At 57.9% G+C, this 19,379-nt stretch carries 15 protein-coding genes and 1 pseudogene; 6 read left to right on the top strand and 10 right to left on the bottom strand.

The window, feature by feature from the left end; genetic code table 11:
* Positions 1-11: 11 nt before the first annotated feature.
* The 4 genes from AU509_RS08885 to AU509_RS08900 form a co-directional block, all read right to left on the bottom strand.
* Positions 12-1,424, bottom strand: a complete 1,413-nt coding sequence (locus AU509_RS08885; protein WP_094118166.1) for a glycoside hydrolase family 32 protein — start codon at positions 1,422-1,424, stop codon at positions 12-14.
* Positions 1,424-2,794, bottom strand: coding sequence for a sucrose-specific PTS transporter subunit IIBC (locus AU509_RS08890; RefSeq protein WP_085651012.1), 1,371 nt, complete (start codon positions 2,792-2,794; stop codon positions 1,424-1,426). The genes AU509_RS08885 and AU509_RS08890 overlap by 1 nt, the downstream gene beginning before the upstream one ends.
* Positions 2,795-2,876: 82 nt before the next feature.
* Positions 2,877-4,448 carry a carbohydrate porin gene (locus AU509_RS08895; RefSeq protein WP_094118167.1) on the bottom strand — a complete coding sequence of 524 codons (1,572 nt, stop codon included), beginning with the start codon at positions 4,446-4,448 and terminating at the stop codon, positions 2,877-2,879.
* A 185-nt stretch (positions 4,449-4,633) separates the two neighbouring features.
* Positions 4,634-5,560 carry an aminoimidazole riboside kinase gene (locus tag AU509_RS08900; protein WP_085651010.1) on the bottom strand — a complete coding sequence of 309 codons (927 nt, stop codon included), beginning with the start codon at positions 5,558-5,560 and terminating at the stop codon, positions 4,634-4,636.
* A 399-nt stretch (positions 5,561-5,959) separates the two neighbouring features.
* Between AU509_RS08900 and AU509_RS08905 the strand changes: the two genes are divergently transcribed.
* Positions 5,960-6,415, top strand: a complete 456-nt coding sequence (locus tag AU509_RS08905) for a YhbP family protein (RefSeq protein WP_085651009.1) — start codon at positions 5,960-5,962, stop codon at positions 6,413-6,415.
* A gap of 4 nt (positions 6,416-6,419) precedes the next feature.
* On the opposite strand, the gene nrdG is transcribed toward AU509_RS08905, so the two are convergent.
* Together nrdG and nrdD are read right to left on the bottom strand one after the other, a co-directional pair.
* Positions 6,420-6,884 (bottom strand): anaerobic ribonucleoside-triphosphate reductase-activating protein, encoded by a 465-nt coding sequence (gene nrdG / locus AU509_RS08910; protein ID WP_085651008.1) that lies wholly within the window; start codon positions 6,882-6,884, stop codon positions 6,420-6,422.
* Positions 6,885-7,043: 159 nt separating this feature from the next.
* Positions 7,044-9,182, bottom strand: a complete 2,139-nt coding sequence (nrdD, locus tag AU509_RS08915) for an anaerobic ribonucleoside-triphosphate reductase (protein WP_085651007.1) — start codon at positions 9,180-9,182, stop codon at positions 7,044-7,046.
* Positions 9,183-9,915: 733 nt separating this feature from the next.
* Between nrdD and AU509_RS08925 the strand changes: the two genes are divergently transcribed.
* The 5 genes and pseudogenes from AU509_RS08925 to AU509_RS08945 all read left to right on the top strand — a co-directional run bounded on the left by AU509_RS08925 (position 9,916) and on the right by AU509_RS08945 (position 15,913).
* Entirely contained in the window at positions 9,916-10,824 is a 909-nt protein-coding gene (locus AU509_RS08925) for a homocysteine S-methyltransferase family protein (RefSeq protein ID WP_085651005.1), read from the top strand.
* Positions 10,825-10,891: 67 nt separating this feature from the next.
* Positions 10,892-12,433, top strand: coding sequence for an ABC transporter substrate-binding protein (locus AU509_RS08930; RefSeq protein WP_085651004.1), 1,542 nt, complete (start codon positions 10,892-10,894; stop codon positions 12,431-12,433).
* Between the two features lie 28 nt (positions 12,434-12,461).
* Positions 12,462-13,456 (top strand): annotated as a pseudogene (locus tag AU509_RS08935) (ABC transporter permease).
* A gap of 47 nt (positions 13,457-13,503) precedes the next feature.
* The gene (locus tag AU509_RS08940) at positions 13,504-14,325 is read left to right on the top strand and encodes an ABC transporter permease (RefSeq protein ID WP_027063977.1); all 822 of its coding nucleotides are present in this window, start codon (positions 13,504-13,506) and stop codon (positions 14,323-14,325) included.
* Positions 14,318-15,913 carry an ABC transporter ATP-binding protein gene (locus AU509_RS08945; protein ID WP_094118168.1) on the top strand — a complete coding sequence of 532 codons (1,596 nt, stop codon included), beginning with the start codon at positions 14,318-14,320 and terminating at the stop codon, positions 15,911-15,913. Before AU509_RS08940 ends, AU509_RS08945 begins: the two co-directional genes overlap by 8 nt.
* 122 nt (positions 15,914-16,035) lie before the next feature.
* Here AU509_RS08945 and ridA read toward each other — a convergent pair whose 3' ends face one another.
* The 4 genes from ridA to argF form a co-directional block, all read right to left on the bottom strand.
* Positions 16,036-16,422, bottom strand: a complete 387-nt coding sequence (gene ridA / locus AU509_RS08950; RefSeq protein WP_094118169.1) for a 2-iminobutanoate/2-iminopropanoate deaminase — start codon at positions 16,420-16,422, stop codon at positions 16,036-16,038.
* Positions 16,423-16,538: 116 nt separating this feature from the next.
* The gene (gene pyrI / locus AU509_RS08955; protein ID WP_026740769.1) at positions 16,539-17,003 is read right to left on the bottom strand and encodes an aspartate carbamoyltransferase regulatory subunit; all 465 of its coding nucleotides are present in this window, start codon (positions 17,001-17,003) and stop codon (positions 16,539-16,541) included.
* A gap of 13 nt (positions 17,004-17,016) precedes the next feature.
* Positions 17,017-17,952 (bottom strand): aspartate carbamoyltransferase, encoded by a 936-nt coding sequence (gene pyrB, locus AU509_RS08960; protein ID WP_085650998.1) that lies wholly within the window; start codon positions 17,950-17,952, stop codon positions 17,017-17,019.
* Positions 17,953-18,298: 346 nt separating this feature from the next.
* On the bottom strand, positions 18,299-19,309 hold the full coding sequence (argF, locus tag AU509_RS08965; RefSeq protein ID WP_094118170.1) for an ornithine carbamoyltransferase: 1,011 nt from the start codon (positions 19,307-19,309) through the stop codon (positions 18,299-18,301).
* Positions 19,310-19,379: the final 70 nt, after the last annotated feature.

A 19,379-nucleotide genomic window follows, 5' to 3' on the forward strand; every position in this document is an offset into this window, starting at 1 on the left:
AAAAAGGGAAACTATTCTATCACGCATGGCGCTAACAGCCAGTGCTGCAGCGTTAACCTCCCTGAACCGCTGAAACTGACGGTGGCGTCTTGCTGTGGGAAATAGCGAGCCGACATCACGGCAGCACCGTGGTTGATAAAAATCTCCACGCTGGAGCGGTCGCACAGGATATGCAGGTAGTGCAGTTCGCCGCGCCAATAACGGTGTTCCGGCTCACCCGTACGCAGGTTGTGACGACTCAGCGTGAGCCATTCGCCATCCCAGCATAACACCATCAGGTTGGCGAAATTGATCTGGAATTCGCCCTGCGTATCCACAATCAGTTCCGCGCTGCCTGCAGGCAGGACCGGCGCATAATCCGCGACGCCTTTCCAGACGTGCTTCTGCGTGCGTAGGCTCTGCAACTCTCGGGCGGGCTGCTGATAAAGCATACCGTCTTGAAGCGTCAGCTCGCGCGGGCAGGTCATGGTGTGTACCCAGCCGTATTCGAGGGTGGGCTGCTGGAACTCATCCTGTTCCGGAACCGCCATCCAGCCGAACATCAGACGACGGCCGTCCAGACTCATCGTGGTCTGCGGCGCATAGAACTCAAAGCCCAGATCCAGTTCCTGGAAGTCTCCGTGAGTGAACTGCCCTTGGTCGTAATCCAGCGTGCCGACGAAGTAGCCCGCCTGAAAGATATTCAGGTAGCGTTCTTCTTCGGCCGCCAGACCTTGCGGACTGCAAATCAGCACGTCGTGCTGCCCTAACGGGAACAGATCCGGACATTCCCACATGTAGCCGAAATCGCCCAGTCCGCCGAGGCGAGAACCGGCGATTTCGCCCAGAGACTGCCACTGGTGCAGATCGTCGGAGGAGAACAGCAGCACCTTGCCCTGCAAATCGGTGTCCTGAGCGCCGAGCACCATGTACCACTTACCGTCATGACGCCAAACCTTCGGATCGCGCACATGGCCGGTATAGCCTTCCGGCAGCGGCAGTACGGTGCCGAGCTTGTCGAAGGTGCCGTCGGCATTTTCCCGTGCCAGACACTGGTTGGCCGTACGGGAGCCGTCGTCGTACTTCACGTTGCCGGTATACACCAACGTCAGCGTGCCGTCGTCGTCTTCCACCGCGGAGCCGGAGTAGCAGCCGTGGCTTTCATAACTTTCCGACGGCACCAGCGCCACGGGTTCGTGGCGCCAGTTAACCAGATCGACCGAGCTCCAGTGCCCCCAGAATTTGGCTCCGTGGGCGCAAGCTAATGGATTCCACTGATAAAACAGATGGTAACGCCCTTTATGCTGAATGAATCCGTTAGGATCGTTAAGCAAACCGACATTAGGTGACAGGTGCCACTGCGGACGGTAAGGGTCATAGCACTGGCGCGATTGAGCCGACATCAAGGCATGAGCCATACGTTTTAATAAGTGGGTTTCTCTCATTATTTGCTATCCGTTTTGTATCTCAGGAGCAGTGAAAGCACGAAGGCTGTTCCAAAGGCTATCAGCATGCCGATCACATAACTAATAAATGAGTCGGGTTTTACGATCGCCATACCAGGAATACCCGTCAGGCCCACGGCGGTCATGCCGACGTGGTTCGCCACGACCCAGGCGCCGCCCAGCGCACCGCCAGCGATAGCGGCCAGGAACGGTTTCACAAAGCGCAGGTTGATGCCGAACAGCGCCGCCTCGGTAATTCCCAGCAGTGCCGAGAAACCGGAAGGGATGGCGATGGCTTTGATGCGGGCATCTTTGGTTTTGAAGTAAACCGCCAGGCAGGCGCCGCCCTGAGCGATGTTAGCCATACACCAGATCGGCAGCAGGAAGTTGACGCCGATATTCGGATTGCCCAGCAGACCAGCCTCGATGGCGTGGAAGCTGTGGTGCACCCCGGTGATCACAATCACGGAGTAGAGACCGCCGAAGAGCAGACCCGCAAACCAACCTGCATGCGCGATCAGGGTGCTCAGTACCATGGAGATACCGTCGCCCAGCATCCGGCCCGCAGGACCAATTACCATCATGGCAACGAAGCCGGAGATGATGACGGTCAGGAACGGCGTCAGGATGATATCCAGCGCGTTGGGGATGATTTTGCGCAAGCGTTTTTCCACCAGGCTCATGAACCAGACCGCCAGCAGCACCGGGAACACGGTGCCCTGATAGCCGATCATGGCGACGTCGTAACCGAACAGGTGCATGGTCTTGAACCCTTCGGTGACGCCCCAGGCGTTAGTCAGAGCGGGATGGGTCAGAATCCCCCCGAGCGTCGCGCCCAGATACGGGTTACCGCCGAACTCGCGCGCGGAGGTAAAACCAATCAGGATTGGCAGAATGATAAAGGCGGCGGAGCTGAAGATATCCAGCAGAATGAAAATGGCGCTATCCGGATTCACCCAGTTATAGGTTTTAATCATTCCCAACAGGCCCATCAGCAAGCCGGAAGCAACGATAGCCGGGATGATAGGCACGAAGATGTTGGACAGCAGACGCGCCAGACGCTGCAACGGGTTCAGCTTCTTGGCGGCGGCCGATGCGGCCTCTGCTTTGCTGGACTCGTTGACGCCCGCGGCTTTAATGAACTCGGCATGGACTTTGTTGACCAGACCGGAGCCGAAAATAACCTGCATTTGCCCTGAGTTTTGGAAACAGCCTTTAACGCCTTCCAGTTTCTCGATAGCGGCTTTGTCCGCCTTATTATCATCTTTTAACACCAGACGCAGACGTGTGGCACAGTGGGCCGCGCTGGCGATATTGTCCTTCCCGCCCAGCAGGGTGAGAAGAGAAGCCGCAGTGGCTTTAATGTCCATAAGTTTCCTCATAAATCAAACAACACTACATCAGCTAAAACCGCGGCAATCCGTAGAAGGCCGCGGGTAAAGGCTGAATCAATTAAAACCAGGTTTCCATCTGGACGCCGAAGGTCCATTCGCCGCCAGCCGTAAAGCCGGTGGAGCCGAAGGCATCTTCGTTGGAGTAGTTGTCCAGACGTTTATCCCAGTCCATGTAGCTGGCGAAAACGCGCAGCTCGGGCCGGCTGAAAAAGTTGGCGATATCGCCAACTTTGAAGGTGGGTGCAAAGGTCAGCTTGTAAAAACCGCCGCTGACCTGATTGCGTGCTAAATAGCCTTGCGGATCGAGATCCATGTACTGATAGCTACCCTCATACGCCAAGGCGAAATTGGGGGTGATTTCCTGAATAAAGCGGGCGTTGAGCGTCACCCACTGATAGTCATCTCCGGAGACATAACGATCTTTGCTGCTCTGCGCCATCAGCGACGGCGCGAAGCTCCAGGTCTTGTTGATGGCGGTGGTGCCATAGGTCGCGAGACGCCAGGTGTCGGCGTTTTGCGTCAGGTTGCCGTCGGAACCGATCCCTTTGACTTCCGCGCCCAGGCCGTGACCGTACAGCAGCGCGACCAGCGAGCTGCCGTCCCGTAGGCCGTAGAAGTTGTCGCCGCGCCAGGCCACCGCGGCGTGTACGCCGGAATCGCCCGCGTTGCTGTTGACGATATGGCTGGCGCTGTTGGCGCCGGTGTTGGTGGTGAGATCGTTATTCTTCGCTCTCAGTCCACTCAGCATGAACTGGAACGGGCCGACGAAGTTGTTGCTGGTCACGATGTAGTTCTGAATTTCGTTATCCAACGCTTCGTTGTCGCCCAGACTACGCCCGTACAGGGAGAAGTTGGTTTTCCAACCGTCGACGGGTTGAACATCGTAGATACCGCCGCCGGTGCCAGCCAGGAAGACAACATCGGAATCCAGCCAGTGGATATCGAAGTTATCCCGGTCGAAGCGTTTACCGGCCCACAGCGTGGTGTCCTTGAACGCGCCGGTGAAGGTCGGCAAAGAGCCCAGCTCCACGAAGGCTTCACGAATATTCAGGTCGCTGCTGTCCGCCGTCCAGTCGTTATAGCTGCGCTGTCCGTCGGCCATCATCACCTTGAAACGCGTGGTCGCGCCGTTGTCCAGCTTGGTTTTATGTTCCAGCTTCAGTTCCAGATAGGTGTCGTCTTCGTTGCCCAGACGGCCGACGTTGCCGCCTACGCTGCCGGCAGGCGACATGCCCGGACCGACATCCGCTTTGCTGCTGGTGGCGGAGTCATGTATCGCCAGACCGGATCGCGCATAGCCGTGGAATTCGAAGCCATCGGCGAGACGGTTTTTGTCAGCCAGCGCGGTGGTGCGTTCCGCAACCTGTCGCGTTTGCTGCTCGTTTTGGCTGGTGCGCTGTTCTACCTGGTGAGCCTGCTGTTCGATTTGAGCCGTACGGGTAGAGAGCGTTTGCGCCTGTTTTTCCGCCGCGTCGGCACGGGCTTCCGCCCGCTGAGCGCGCAGTTCGGCCTGCTGAACGCGCTGTTCCAGCGCATTGAGCCGATCTTCAAGCGTGGTAGTTTCCGCCCCGGCGGCATAATGAGAACACAGAAGGAGCCCTATCGTTGCAGAGAGGTATTTGAGTTTCATGGTTTTTATTCTCTTTTTAGGTTGAGCTATATTATTTTTGCTAAATTGCTAAACCGGTTGCGCAGCGAAATTAAAGGGGAGTAAGGGGGTTGGCAAGGGTTTTTGCTAACTCGATTCTTTATCTGTGATCCTGGCTACAAAATACCTGTTCCCGCGTCTTTTTTTTACGCGGGAACAGGACAGTTTTAGGAAAGCGGCGTGGCTAACTGGTGCGCGTAAGGCAGTGCCGTCATTGCGCCTTTGGCGGTGGTCGCGAGAGCGCCGCAGCGCTGCGCCTGATCCACGATATCCATCCATTGGGCGATGTTGTTCAAATCGTCGTGCTGCGCCAAACCTTGCAACAGACCCGCGACAAACGCATCGCCTGCGCCCGTCGTGTCGACAGGCGTCACGTACGGCGCGTCGAAGTGTTTCAGGTTCTTGCTATCACGCAGCCATACGCCGTTGCCGCCCTGGGTGACCAGCAGCAGTTTCAAACCGTAACGAGACATCAGCGCTTCCGTGCCCTGTTCGATCTCGGACGTACCGCTCAGGAACAGGAACTCGTCTTCCGACAGCTTCACGGCATCGGACAGAGACAGCGCCTGATCCAGACAATCACGTAGTTCCTGTTCATTTTCCCACAGGTCTTCACGGATGTTCGGATCGAAACTGACCCAACCCTGCGCTTCGCGGATACGCTTCATGGCTTCCAGCGCCGTACCGCGCGAAGGTTCCTGAGAAAGAGCGATAGAGCACAGGTGCAGCCATTCGCCGCGCTGGAAATCAGGCAGGTCGTGAGACTGAATAAACAGGTCGGCGCTGGGGCGCACCATGAAAGTAAAGGAGCGCTCGCCCTGATCGTCCAAATCGACCAGTACGGTAGAAGTCCGATGCTTACGGTCCAGCTGCATAAAACCGGTGTCCACCTGTTCCTCGATCAGCACCGTGCGCAGGAAGCGACCAAAGGCGTCTTCGCCCACGCGGCCGATAAATGCGCTCTCACCGCCGAGACGGGCCACACCCACGGCGACGTTCGCCGGTGCGCCGCCAGGACATTTCAGATAACGATCCGTGCCTTCTGGAATAAGGTCAACCACGGCATCGCCCATGACCCACACTTTATGTGACATAACTATGCTCTTTAACTGGGATTGATAAACCGGCCGCTAAAATAGAAGAATCGGTTTAGCTAATCAATACCTTCCTGCGCCGAATGTTACCGACCGCACACATTGATCCTTAAATTAGGCGCTAGTCGGTGAAAAAAGCCGGCATTTTCGCCGAAATTGATGACGTGGCGAAGTCATTACTCATTGTGAATATTATAGGCGGAAGGGTTGTTTGGTCGACGCGCTCATGAGCGTGCAGTCAATGGAACGGGGAGGTGGGCGGGAAATTCTGAACGAGAGTAACAATGGGGATGCCGCGCCACATTCTGACGTTGTGAAAACGTCTTTTGACTGACGATGCGTCCACGCCGTCGCAGGAAAAGTGATGCTACGCTTAGTCAGTGGAGGGAGGCCATCAGGATGAATTCAGAAGCGATCTCGGCGGCAATAACACGTTACCTGCGTCGGCATCATGTGCTGACGCTGTGCGCGGGCGATGCCGACAATTTATGGTGCGCCAACGGTTTCTACGTTTATGACGCGGACATCGCGGCCTTCGATATTATGACACCGGCGGACACGCGACATGCCCAACTGATGCGGGATTATCCGCGCGTCGCGGGCACCGTCAGCGACCAGCAGAAAAACGAGATGTTGATTCAGGGCGTACAGTTTCGGGCCGAAGCTCGCCTGTTGCAAGGCGCGGAGGCTCACGCCGCACGCGATCGTTACAATGCGCGCTTCGCCCTTGCCCGACGGTCCCGTTCGCCGCTATGGCGCTTAACGCTGACAGAGCTGAAAATGACCGATAACCGGCGCAGCTTTGGGACCTGTCTGCAGTGGCAACGGGACATCGCGGACCTGCCATCACGCTGAAGCCTCAACGCAGGTGATGGATGACCTGATTGCTGCTGCCGCGCCAGATCAGCGAAGGGTCTTTCAAATCCTGCACGAATTTACCGTCAACCAGTACGTTGATGAGATCGACCACCTGACGCTGTTCCGGCGTCAGCTCCGCCAGCACATAGCCCGTCCACATCCAGATATCCTTGCCCGTACACTCACGTCGGATGCGTTGTACCAGACGCAGGATGTCCGGCACGTTCTGCGGATGTAGGGGATCGCCGCCGGAGAGGGTGATCCCCTGACGCGGAATGTCGGTATCTTGCAGATCGACGATGATCCGATCCTCTTCGACCTGCGTAAACGGCTGACCGGCGCTGAGCCGCCAGGTGGTTTTGTTATAACAACCCGGACATTGATGTTCGCACCCGGCGACAAACAGCGCGCAGCGTGTGCCGGGGCCGTTAACGACATCCACGGGGTAGTACTGAAGGTAATTCATCACGGTTGTCCCTATCCGGGGTCGTCCAGAGACGGCCTGTCTTGAGCAGCGTGTGATTCGAATCCCCAAGGGGAGAGCGAATGGGGACTCGATGAGCGGGAAGCGTCAGCGCCCGGCCGGCAGCATCAATATTGCTGGCCAGGCGCTGAGAAAGCAGGATTAACCCAGCTGGCCGTTAGCCAGATGTTTGATTCTGCGTTTTACCTCTTCCTGTTTGCCCGCGTTAAACGGACGCGCGTCCGGGCTGCCCAGATAGCCGCAGACACGGCGAGTGACGGAAACACGCGAGGAGTCGTGGTTACCGCATTTCGGGCAGGTAAAGCCTTTGCTGGTGCAGGCGAACTCGCCGGTGAAGCCGCACTCGTAGCATTCATCGATCGGCGTGTTGGTCCCGTAATAGGGGACGCGGCTGTAGCTGTAATCCCAGACGTCTTCCAGCGCTTTCAGGTTGTGCTGCAGGTTGGGATATTCGCCGTAACAGATAAAGCCGCCGTTCGCCAACGCCGGATACGGCGCTTCGAAATTGATTTTTTCGTACGGGTTCACCTTCTTCTCGACGTCGAGATGGAAGCTGTTGGTGTAGTAGCCCTTGTCGGTCACGCCCGGGACTACGCCGAACTCGGCGGTATCCAGACGGCAGAAACGGTCGCACAGGTTTTCGCTCGGCGTGCTGTACAGGCTGAAGCCGTAGCCGGTATCTTCTTTCCAGCGGTCGGTCGCGGCTTTCAGATGCGCCACAATTGCGACGGCTTTTTCACGCAGCATTTCGTCGTCGAAGACGTGTTTCTCATTGCCGAACAGCGCGTTGATCGTTTCATGTACGCCGATATAGCCAAGAGAAATAGACGCGCGGCCATTCTTGAAGATTTCAGCGATATTGTCGTCCGCTTTCAGACGTACGCCGCAGGCGCCTTCCATGTAGAGGATGGGCGCGACGCGCGCCTTCACGTTTTCCAGACGGGCGACGCGGGTCATCAGCGCTTTCTTCGCCAGTTCCAGTCGCTGGTCGAGCAGTTTCCAGAACTGAGCCTCATCCCCTTTGGCTTCCAGCGCGATGCGCGGCAGGTTCAGACTGATTACGCCGAGGTTGTTGCGGCCGTCGTGGATCTGCTCGCCGTTTTCTTCATAGACGTTGAGGAAGCTACGGCAGCCCATCGGCGTCTTGAACGAACCGGTGACCTTCACCACCTGATCGTAGTTCAGGATATCCGGGTACATCCGTTTGCTGGCGCATTCCAGCGCCAGCTGTTTGATGTCGTAGCTCGGATCGCCCGCTTTGTGGTTAAGGCCGTCGCGCACAGCGAAGACCAGCTTCGGAAATACGGCGGTTTTGCGATTTTTACCCAGCCCGGCGATGCGATTGCGCAGGATAGATTCCTGAATCAGACGAGACTCCCAGCTGGTGCCCAGCCCGAAACCGAAGGTCACGAACGGCGTCTGACCGTTGGCGGTGTGCAGCGTGTTCACTTCATATTCCAGCGACTGGAAGGCGTCGTAACACTCTTTTTCCGTGCGGCTGTGCGCGTAACGTTCGGCGTCAGGAATATTCCACTCTTCCGCTACGGCCTGATGCTTCTTGTAACTGGCGGCGACGAACGGCGCCAGAATTTCGTCAATGCGGTTGATGGTGGTGCCGCCGTAGATATGGCTGGCGACCTGCGCGATGATCTGCGCGGTGACGGCTGTCGCCGTAGAGATGGAGCGAGGCGGCTCGATCTCGGCGTTACCCATCTTGAAGCCCTGCGTCAGCATGCCGTTCAGGTCGATCAGCATGCAGTTGAACATGGGGAAGAACGGGGAGTAATCCAGATCGTGGTAGTGGATTTCCCCGCGCTCATGCGCCAGCACCACATCGCGCGGCAGGATATGCAGCTTAGCGTAGTGTTTCGCGACGATGCCGGCCAGCAGGTCGCGCTGAGTCGGGATCACCTTGCTGTCTTTGTTGGCGTTCTCGTTAAGCAGGGAAACGTTGCTCTGTTCAACCAGACCGCGAATTTCCTGCGTCAGGCGACCCTGACGTTCGCGCGAGACGTCGCGGTCGTGGCGATATTCGATGTAGGCGCGCGCGACAGGCTTGTAGTTGCTCGACATCAGCAGGTTTTCGACCGCGTCCTGAATTTCGCGGATTTCGACGCGAGAGCGATCCCGCATCTGCTCGGTGACGGCGGCCGCCACGGTCGCGCAAAAATCGAGATCGTTAACGCCCGTAGCGCTGGCGGCTCGCTCCACCGCCTCACGGATACGAATTTCATCAAAAGGTACCTGACAGCCGTTCCGTTTAATCACTACTGGTTTCACGTTCGCGTCCTCATTAATGTCTGTGCAGTTGTTATCCACAGGCACAACCGCGGCCCATCAGGGCTTGATGGGGTTGTGGATGATTTTGTGGATAAGCGCTATATGTAGGTCTTATTCTGAGTATAGACACTATATATTGAATTTTTCCAGCCGGATTATAGTGAGTTTGGTAGGGAGGTTTATCTCCAATTTCATGCTGAGATTGATGCAGAACAAAGAAATTTCTAAACAGCTTAAATTAGAGACGAATAGCATGATGTCTTTTTTGTAAACGTGAGCAAGGGAGGGGGAGACCATCTTTAAATATGCAAAAAGGCATGGGAAAAATAGGGTTTTCCGTCCTTTGTTCGCCGTTTTTTTAAACGCTTTTTTTACTCAGGCGATTCACTGTCATGGCCGACTTCGCTCCTCTCCGCGTGCGTCATGTTTCTCGCAAAAAAACGCCTTGGCCGACCCTGCATTTTTGAGGATGGAGTCGCTGCGTCGCTGACGCAATGTCGCCCTCAACCTGCGCGACGAAGCCGGAGTCACCCCTTCTTGGGCTTCCTGGGGAATGTGAGGGTCCCCGTATTGCCGTTGGGAACGGCGATCATGGCGGGCGGCGATAAAGTGAGACTGCCGCAGAGCGTTGAAGCTCTCCGGTTTTTTAGCTATCAAGGCTTCTAGACATCTATATGACTTTTTTTGTAAGGTGGGCCACCATTTTTTCAGTTTCGCTGAGTAAGGAAGGACGATGTCAAAGAACGTGCTGATTCTGGACGGCGGCATGGGCCGTGAACTGGCGCGAATTGGCGCGCCTTTCCGCCAACCGGAGTGGTCGGCGTTAGCGCTGCTGGAGTCTCCGCAGCATGTACGGCAAGTGCATGATAGCTATATCGCCGCGGGATCGCAGGTCATCACGGCGAACAGCTACGCCGTCGTCCCGTTCCATCTTGGCGACGATCAGTTCCAGCGCCGCGGCCATGAACTGGCTGCGCTGGCTGGCAAGCTGGCGCGAGAGGCGGCAGACGCCGCGCCGCACGCCGTGCGAGTCGCCGGTTCTCTGCCTCCGGCGCTCGGCTCTTATCGACCCGACCTGTTTTCCGCCGCCGCCGCTGAACCCCTTTTGCGAGTGCTGATCGACGCGCTTGACCCCTACGTTGATGTCTGGCTGGCCGAAACCCAAAGCTCGCTGGCGGAAGTGGCGCTGGTGCGTCGGCTGCTGGCGGACGATCCGCGCGAACTGTGGTTCTCCTTTACTTTGCAGGATGAGCTGGATGATCAGGGCCGAGCGCGGCTGCGTTCCGGTGAGACGATCGCCGAGGCGGCTAAAGGCGCCATTGAGCTGGGCGCCGCCAATCTGCTGTTCAACTGTAGCCGCCCGGAAGTCATGGCTCCCGCCGTCGCGGAAGCCCGCGCTCAGTTAAGCGAGCAGGGCGCGACCATGGGCATCGGTGTGTACGCCAATGCGTTCGAGCCGGAAGATAATCGCCGCGAAGCGAACGACGGCCTCAGTCGACTGCGTGCTGACACGCACCCTGAAGGGTATCAGCAGTGGGCCGCCGAATGGGTGGCACAGGGCGCGACGCTGGTCGGCGGCTGCTGCGGCATCGGACCCGAACATATTGCCCGCCTGGCGCAGGCGTTGCCGCATCGGGACTAAATCCCGATCGGCGTCTATAACGATAATAACCTCTCGCCACGAGCAGGGGATAACAGGGGAACACATCATGAATCGTCGTCACTTTATCAAGAACGCGTGCGCGCTCTCGGTCGCCGCCGCTACGGCGAGTTGGCCGCTGAGCCACGCCTGGGGGGCGGATACTGCGGAAACGCCGAAGAAAGGCGGTCATCTGATCGTCGGCGTGGATAATGCCTCCAGCACCGATCGCCTCGATCCGGCTTTCTGGTTCGAAACCTATATGTATTTCGTTGGCTCCCAGCTGTTCAACAATCTGGTCGAGCTCGATGAGCGCGGTGAACTCAGCCCGTCGCTGGCGGAGTCCTGGGACAGCCAAGAGGGTGGCCGTGTCTGGGTACTGAAAATTCGGCAGGGCGTACAGTTCCACGACGGTCGTACGCTGACCGCCAAAGATGTCATCTATTCGTTGAACCACCACCGCAGCGCCGAGTCGAGTTCGTCGGTGAAAGGTTATCTGGAACCGGTCACGGCGCTGGAAGCGACTGGTACGCATGAAGTGACGATCCGACTCAATGCGCCAAACGTTGAATTTGTCGCGCTGCTGAGCGACGTGCATTTCGCCATCACGCCGGAAAATGAATCGTTCGATAAAGGCATCGGCACCGGCGCTTTCATTCTGGAAAGCTTCCAGCCCGGCGTGCGTACGCTGGTGAAACGTAACCCGAATCACTGGAACAGCGCGCGCGGTCACGTCGATTCCGTCGAAACGCTGGCGATGAACGACTCTACCGCCCGCGTCGCGGCGTTGGTGAGTGGTTCCGCTCACCTCATCAACCGCGTCAATCCGCGCATCGTTGGCCGGATTGAGAAGATGCCGAATTTACAGCTGCTGCGCTCGCACGACAGCCAGATCTTCACGTTTCCCGGCCTCGGCAGCCTGCCGCCGTTCGATTCACAGGACGGCCGACTGGCGCTCAAATACGCCATCGATCGCCAGCAGATCATCGATACGGTGCTGGGCGGTTATGGCACCGTCGCCAACGATAACCCGGTCTTCCCCTCTAGCCGCTACTTTGCGAAAGACATTCCGCAGCGCCCGTACGATCCGGAAAAGGCCAAATGGCACTGGCAGAAAGCCGGATTTAACGGACCGTTGGTGCTGTCCGTCGCCGATGCGGGCTTCCCCGGCGCGGTGGATGCAGGCCAGCTCTATCAGGCCTCTGCGCAACGCGCGGGAATTCCATTGAAGGTTGAGCGTGTACCGGACGATGCGTTCTGGGACAATGTCTGGATGAAGAAACCGTTCGTGTCTTCCAACTGGTCTATGCGTCCGACGACGGATGCGTTGCTGTCGCTGGTGTTCACCAGCGGCGCGCCGTGGAATGAATCCGGCTGGAAAGAGCCGTCGTTCGACCAACTGGTGCAGGCGGCCCGTGGTGAAGTCAACGAAGAGAAACGCCGTCAGATTTATCATGATATTCAGCTGATGCTGGTGGAAAAGGGCAGCGAAATCATTCCGCTGTACGCCGACTCTCTCGACGCTTGCAGCCAACGCGTGAAAGGGCTGACGGCAATCCCTGGCTTCCCGCTGAGCGGCAACCGCGCCGCAGAAAAATTGTGGCTGGCATAGGGATCGCCCAGCCGATAGGTGAGACAAGATGAGCGTGCTTGATAGCGTAAATGCCCGATGGCCGCTGCTGACGATGATTTCGCGTCGTTTGCTGGCGGGCGGGCTGATGATTGTGGTGGTGTCGGCGTTGATTTTCGCCGGGATCCAGCTGTTGCCGGGGAATGCCGCGACCGCCATTTTGGGGCAAACGGCCACGCCGGACGCGTGAAGGCGCTCAATCTTCAGCTTGGGCTGGACCAACCGGCGTTGGCGCGCTATTTCAGCTGGCTGTCGGGCATCGTCCACGGCGACTTCGGTCATAGCTTTACCAGTCGCCAGCCGGTCGGACCGGTGCTGGCTTATCGGCTTGAAAATACGTTGTTTCTGGCCGCCTGCACCTCGGCAGTTGCGGTGCCGCTGGCGCTGATCATCGGTTTTCTGTCGGTACGTTATCAGGGCAGCTGGCTTGACCAACTGCTGAACCTGTTTACCCGAACGGCGGTGGCGCTGCCGGAGTTTTTTTCGGGCTATCTGCTCATTCTAGTGTTCTCCATCACGCTCTATTGGCTGCCGAGCAACAGCAGTGTAAACGACGGTATGCCGTTCGCGGACCGCTTAACGGCCGTCGCGCTGCCCGCGATGACGCTGTTGCTGGCGGTGCTGGGACATATGAGCAACATGACGCGCGCCGCGCTGATCAGCGCCCAGAATGCCGCGTATGTCGATACCGCACTGCTGAAAGGACTATCGCCTTCCAGCATTCTCTGGCGCCATGTGCTGCCCAACGCTTGGGGGCCTATCATCAACGTGATCGTGCTGAATCTGGCCTACCTGATGGTGGGCGTGGTGATTGTGGAAAACGTCTTTGTTTATCCCGGGCTGGGACAGTACATGGTCGATAGCATCAGCAAACGCGACATTCCGGTGATTCAGGACTGCGCGCTGGTGCTGGCCGCCATTTATATTTTGCTGAACCTGCTGGCGGACGTGGTGGCGTTGATGGCCAACCCGCGTTTACGACACTCCCGGCAGTCGAACGGATGAGCCGGCGCGACCCGCAAGATCGTCTTGATGGTAATGGATAAAAGTACATGCCTCCTGTGAAACCTTCCGTTGTACTCGGCCTATCAGGGCTGAGCCTGTTTATTCTGGTGGCCGTTTTCGCCCCTTGGATCGCGCCTTTCCCGGCCGATCAGGTGATCGGCGGCGCATGGTTAGGGCCGATGGATCGCGCATGGCTGGGCACCGATAATTTGGGGCGCGACCTGTTTTCCCGACTGATTTGGGGGACGAGGACGTCGCTGACCGTGACGGCGTTGGCGGCCGCGTTGGCGTTTGTTCTCGGCACGCTGCTCGGTTTTCTGGCCGGGGTGTGCGGCGGCGCGGTCGATCAGATCATCTCGCGCGTCAACGATGTGCTGATGGCGATCCCGACGCTGATCCTGGCGCTGGTGGTGCTTGCGCTGCTCCCGAAAAGCCTGTTCGTCATTATCGTCGTGCTGGGCGTGCTCGAAGCGACTCAGGTACTGCGCGTGGCGCGGGCGCTGGCGGTCGATCTGGCGACGCAGGAGTTTATCGAAGCCGCGCGGATGCGCGGTGAATCGATGCGCTGGATCCTGTGGCGGGAAATCTTGCCGAATGCGCTGACCACGCTGATCGCGGAGTTCGCGCTGCGTTTTATTTTCATTCTGCTGTTCCTCTCCGCCCTGTCGTTTCTGGGGATGGGCATTCAGCCGCCGACTGCCGATTGGGGCGGGCTGGCGCGGGATAATAAAGACGGCATTCTGTTTGGCGTCTGGGCCGCGCTGGTGCCGGGCGCGGCGATCGCGCTGCTGGCGATATCGCTCAGCGTGGTGGCCGACTGGCTGCTGAGTCGCGACGGCCGTCGCTGGCAGGGAGGTCGACATGGTTGAGCTGCTGCGAGTCGAAGCATTAAAAGTGGTGGCGGGTGACAGCACGCTGGTTCAGGACATCTCGTTCTCGCTGAAAAAAGGCGAGGTGCTGGGGCTGATTGGCGAGTCCGGCGCGGGCAAGTCCACCATTGGTCAGGCGATCCTCGGTCACTGCCGCCACGGGATGCAGATTCAGGGCGGTCAGATCTGGTTTCAGGGAACAGATCTGGCGGCGTTATCTGAGCGCCAGCTGCGCCGGGTGCGCGGTCCCCGTATCGCCTACGTTGCCCAGTCAGCCAGCACGGCCTTTAATCCAGCCCGCAAGATCGGCGAGCAAGTGATCGAAACGGCGGTGCGTCATCGTGTGATGTCGCGTCGGCAGGCGATCGAACGGGCGATGACGCTGTTCGCTCAGCTGTCGTTGCCGGACCCGTCGAGCTTCTTCCAGCGTTATCCGCATCAGGTGTCCGGCGGGCAGTTGCAGCGGGCGATGATCGCGATGGCGATGTGCGCGGGACCAGAGCTGATTATCTTCGATGAACCGACGACGGCGCTGGACGTCACGACCCAGTTGGACGTCCTCAAAGCCATCGACGACATCATCCGTATGACCGGCGTGGCGGCACTTTACATCAGTCACGATCTGGCGGTGGTGGCGCAGCTGAGCCAGCGCATCATGGTGCTGCGCCGGGGTCGGCAGGTGGAAGTCGGCGCGACGGAGGCGATCCTGGCACGTCCGTCGCAGGAGTACACTCGTCAGCTGTTGCAGGCGCGCGGCGAACCGAAAATGCCACAGCCGGATGATGGCGAGGTTCTGCTGGATGTCGTGCAGTTGGAAGCGCGCTATCAGCGTCAGCCGGTGCTTCATGACATTTCGCTGCGTTTGGCGCGAGGGCGCACGCTGGCGGTGATCGGCGAGTCCGGGTCGGGCAAATCGACGCTCGGGCGGACTGTGTGCGGATTACTGGCGCCCAGCCAAGGAGATATCCGACTGCGGGGAGAAACACTGCCTGCGACGCTGGCGAAACGTAGCCGACGACAGCTGCAGTCTATTCAAATGATTCACCAGCACCCGGATATGGCGCTGAATCCGCGTCTCTCTGTCGGCGTGCAAATCGAGCGAGCGATGGTCTGCCTGACGGATCTTGGCCCCGCAGCGTGCCGCGGGCGTGTTAATGCGCTGCTTGAGCAGGTCGGGCTCTCCGCCGACATCGCTCGTCGCCTGCCGACGTCGCTCTCGGGCGGCCAGAAGCAGCGTGTCTGCATCGCCCGCGCGCTGGCCGCACAGCCGGAACTGATTATCTGCGATGAACCGACGTCCGCGCTGGACCCGCTGGTGGCGCGCGATGTGCTGGCGCTGTTGCGTCGAATCCAGCAGGAAACCGGCGTCTCCTACCTGTTCATCACGCATGATTTACATGTGGTGCGGGAAGTCGCGGACAGCGTCGCGGTGTTACGTCAGGGGCGGATAGTCCGTCAGGGCCGAGTAGACGAAGCGCTGTCGCCGCCGCTTGACGAGTACACCCGCGAGTTGCTGATCGCCGTACCGGAGATGCGCTGCGGCTGGCTGCAGGAAGTGATGGTGGAGAACGAGAGCGACGCCCATTAAGAGATGCGCGCGTTTCCGCGCGTTTTTTCTGATCCGCTTCGAAAGGTCATTACCCGGAGTCGAGTTAAAAAAAGACGCGCCTTTCAGGTCGCGTCTTTTTTATTGGCGAGGGTGCGGCGCGCTTAGCGGCGAACGGCAATGGCCTCGATTTCGATCTTCACGTCTTTCGGCAGGCGTGCGACTTCCACGCAGGAGCGGGCCGGGAACGGGGCATCGTTTTCATTGAAGAACGCTTCATAAGTCGCGTTCACCGTCGCAAAGTCGTTCAGGTCTTTGACGAATACCGTCATTTTCACCACGTCGCTCACCTTCAGACCGGCGGCTTCAACGATGGCTTTGACGTTTTCCAGCGACTGGCGTGCCTGCGCGGAGACGTCGTCGGGAACCAAACCGGTTTTAGGATCGACGGGGATCTGACCCGAAGTGAGTACCATGTTGCCGAGATCGACGGCCTGAACATAAGGACCGATAGCGGCCGGAGCGTGTTCCGTACTGATAATGCGAGACATGTTTTCTCCTGATTGAGTCCGAATGGGTGCTTGCAGCATCCATTATTCCTGAAACGTAACTTCATTCTACCCCGTGAGTCGCTTCACGAGGCAATAGGTTTCTGATCTCAGGTCGCTCAGCGGCTGTTCAGCACCGCCTGACGTTCGAACTCTTTTTCGCAGTATTTGCACTTCAGCAGCACTTCGTCTTCATGAGATTTCACGGTGAAGGAAGAGGTGACCGGTTCGCTGCGGCTGATACAGTTGGTGTTCGGGCAGGTCAGGATGCCGTGGACATGCTCAGGGAGCTGCGGATGCAGCTTGCGCACGACGTTGTATTGGTCGATCTGATTGACGGTCGCCTGCGGCGCGTACATCGCCAACTGATTGGCCTGTTCTTCCGTCAGGAAAACGTTCTCGATCTTGATCAGATCTTTGCGGCCCAGCTCGTTGGACGGCAGATTCAGACCGATGGTGATGCGCTGGTCGGTGTCGGTGAACTTGAACAGGGTGAGCAGTTTGAAGCCGATTTGCGCCGGAATGTGGTCGATCACCGTACCGCGTTTGATGGCTTCCACCTGTAATTTGTTGTCGTGAGTCATGTGTCTTCCTCTCTTACAGAACCAGTTCGCTGTTCAGCACCAGAGCCAGCAGGGCCTGACGTGCGAAAATACCGTTGCCTGCCTGCTGGAAGTAGTAGGCATGGGGCGTGCTGTCGACGTCGGTCGTGATTTCATCGATGCGTGGCAAGGGATGCAGCACTTTCAGATTCGCGCGCGCCTCGGCGAGATCCGCGGCATGCAGGATGTACTGCGCTTTGATATTGATGTATTCGGACGGGTCGAGCCGCTCTTTTTGGACGCGGGTCATGTAGAGAATATCCAGCTCCGGCACGACTTCTTCGATGCTGTTATGCAGGCTGTAGGGAATGTTCCGCTCTTCCAGCATTTTTAAAATGTAGTCCGGCATGGCCAGCGCATCGGGTGCGATGAAGTAAAAACGGTTGCCTTCGAACTTGGCCAGCGCCTGCGTCAGAGAGTGGACAGTGCGGCCGTATTTCAGATCCCCGACCATGGCGATGTTGATGTTGTCCAGACGTCCCTGAGTCTCTTGGATCGTGAACAGGTCGAGCAGCGTCTGAGAGGGGTGCTGGTTGGCGCCGTCGCCGGCGTTAAGGACGGGGATACCCTGCGAGAACTCGGCCGCCAGACGGGCCGCGCCTTCCTGTGGATGGCGCATCACAATGGCGTCCACATAGTTGCTGACCACGGAAATGGTGTCCGCCAGCGTTTCGCCTTTTTTCCCGAGCGATGTATTGCTGCTGTCGGCAAACCCCACCACCGACGCGCCCAGACGGTGCATCGCCGTTTCGAACGACAGCCGCGTGCGTGTGGACGCCTCGAAGAAGCAGCTGGCAATCACTTTATGTTTCAACAGCTCGGGCTGCGGGTTGGCCTTCAGGCTGGCGGCGACTTTCAGCGTCAGCAGCAGATCGTCCCGGCTGAGATCGTTGATTGAGATAATGTGTCTTTTATAAAGCGGATTGACCATTTGGCTATTCTCCCCACGGTTCGGCTCGGTCTACAGGTTGGCGGCCTGACGCCCTTTTCGACAGACAAAAAAAAGCCCCTCAACGAGGGGCTTTTTTCAATGAAATACGGTGTACAGGGAGGAAAAACGCGGCGTGGCTGCCAGAAGGCAGTTGCGGTTGATGACCGACAAAGATGGCTGCGTTGGACATGGTTCCTCCCGGCAAATTGCCCGGAATTATACGCGCGGAAGAGGTGAATTCAAGCGAAAAACGCAGATTTTGCCCGCGAGCAATCGGTTGCGACTGCCTGTGCGCCACTGCCGTCGACGACCTGGCATCGGGCCGGAACGGCAGTGAAACTGCGGATTATGCGTTGGGACTCAGAGTGGCGACCATGACGGCTTTGATGGTATGCATCCGATTTTCCGCCTGATCGAACACGATGCTGTGTTTGGACTCGAAAACCTCGTCGGTGACTTCCATGCCGCCGTGCAAACCGTATTGTTCGGCCATCTGCTTGCCGATCGTGGTTTGGTCGTCATGAAAAGCGGGCAGGCAGTGCAAGAATTTGACCTGCGGGTTACCCGAGGCCGCGATCATGGCCATATTGACCTGATAGGGTTTGAGCAGATCGATGCGCTGCGCCCACACCTCTTTGGGTTCCCCCATGGATACCCACACGTCGGTATAGATGAAGTCGACGTCTTTCACCCCCACAGCTACCTCTTCCGTCAGCGTGATGCTACCGCCGGTTTTCTCTGCCGCGGCCTGACATTCTGCGACCAGACCCGCTTCCGGCCAGCAGCTTTTGGGGGCGATCAGACGCAGATCCAGTCCGGTCAACGCCGCTGCTTCCAGCATGGTGTTCCCCATATTGTTGCGGGCGTCGCCGACGTAAGCCAACTTCATTTCGGACAGTGAACGGCCGGGCGCGTGTTCTTGCATCGTCAGCAGGTCCGCCAGCAACTGGGTAGGATGAAATTCATCGGTCAGCCCGTTCCATACCGGTACGCCGGACAGGTCAGCCAGTGTTTCCACACGCTCCTGTCCATAGCCGCGATACTGAATACCGTCGTACATCCGACCCAGCACGCGCGCCGTATCCTTCATCGACTCCTTGTGGCCGATCTGGCTGCCGCTGGGGGCCAGGTAGGTGACCTGCGCCCCCTGATCGTACGCAGCAACTTCGAAAGAGCAGCGAGTGCGCGTCGAATCTTTTTCGAAGATGAGTGCGATGTTTTTCCCCTGCAGGTGACGGGTCTCTGCGCCGCTTTTTTTATCTAATTTCAGTTTTGCTGACAGGGTTAACAGATGACTTATTTCTGTTGGAGTGAAATCCATCAGTCTTAAAAAATGACGTTTATAGAACGGGTTCATGGTGCTTATCTCCGTGCGAACAATCCTTCTGGTTGAATTAAAATTCACTTTATATGTGTAAATATTCAAT

Source organism: Lonsdalea britannica, from assembly GCF_002111595.1.
Lineage (GTDB): Bacteria > Pseudomonadota > Gammaproteobacteria > Enterobacterales > Enterobacteriaceae > Lonsdalea > Lonsdalea britannica.

Bases quoted from the DNA above. Each gene is read 5' to 3' on its own strand.
- argF (WP_094118170.1), bottom strand. From the start codon at position 19,309: ATGAACCCGTTCTATAAACGTCATTTTTTAAGACTGATGGATTTCACT.
- pyrI (WP_026740769.1), bottom strand. From the start codon at position 17,003: ATGACTCACGACAACAAATTACAGGTGGAAGCCATCAAACGCGGTACG.
- nrdG (WP_085651008.1), bottom strand. From the start codon at position 6,884: ATGAATTACCTTCAGTACTACCCCGTGGATGTCGTTAACGGCCCCGGC.
- AU509_RS08905 (WP_085651009.1), top strand. From the start codon at position 5,960: ATGAATTCAGAAGCGATCTCGGCGGCAATAACACGTTACCTGCGTCGG.
- AU509_RS08930 (WP_085651004.1), top strand. From the start codon at position 10,892: ATGAATCGTCGTCACTTTATCAAGAACGCGTGCGCGCTCTCGGTCGCC.
- AU509_RS08895 (WP_094118167.1), bottom strand. From the start codon at position 4,448: ATGAAACTCAAATACCTCTCTGCAACGATAGGGCTCCTTCTGTGTTCT.
- AU509_RS08885 (WP_094118166.1), bottom strand. From the start codon at position 1,424: ATGAGAGAAACCCACTTATTAAAACGTATGGCTCATGCCTTGATGTCG.
- AU509_RS08940 (WP_027063977.1), top strand. From the start codon at position 13,504: ATGCCTCCTGTGAAACCTTCCGTTGTACTCGGCCTATCAGGGCTGAGC.
- ridA (WP_094118169.1), bottom strand. From the start codon at position 16,422: ATGTCTCGCATTATCAGTACGGAACACGCTCCGGCCGCTATCGGTCCT.
- AU509_RS08890 (WP_085651012.1), bottom strand. From the start codon at position 2,794: ATGGACATTAAAGCCACTGCGGCTTCTCTTCTCACCCTGCTGGGCGGG.
- AU509_RS08945 (WP_094118168.1), top strand. From the start codon at position 14,318: ATGGTTGAGCTGCTGCGAGTCGAAGCATTAAAAGTGGTGGCGGGTGAC.
- pyrB (WP_085650998.1), bottom strand. From the start codon at position 17,952: ATGGTCAATCCGCTTTATAAAAGACACATTATCTCAATCAACGATCTC.
- AU509_RS08900 (WP_085651010.1), bottom strand. From the start codon at position 5,560: ATGTCACATAAAGTGTGGGTCATGGGCGATGCCGTGGTTGACCTTATT.
- AU509_RS08925 (WP_085651005.1), top strand. From the start codon at position 9,916: ATGTCAAAGAACGTGCTGATTCTGGACGGCGGCATGGGCCGTGAACTG.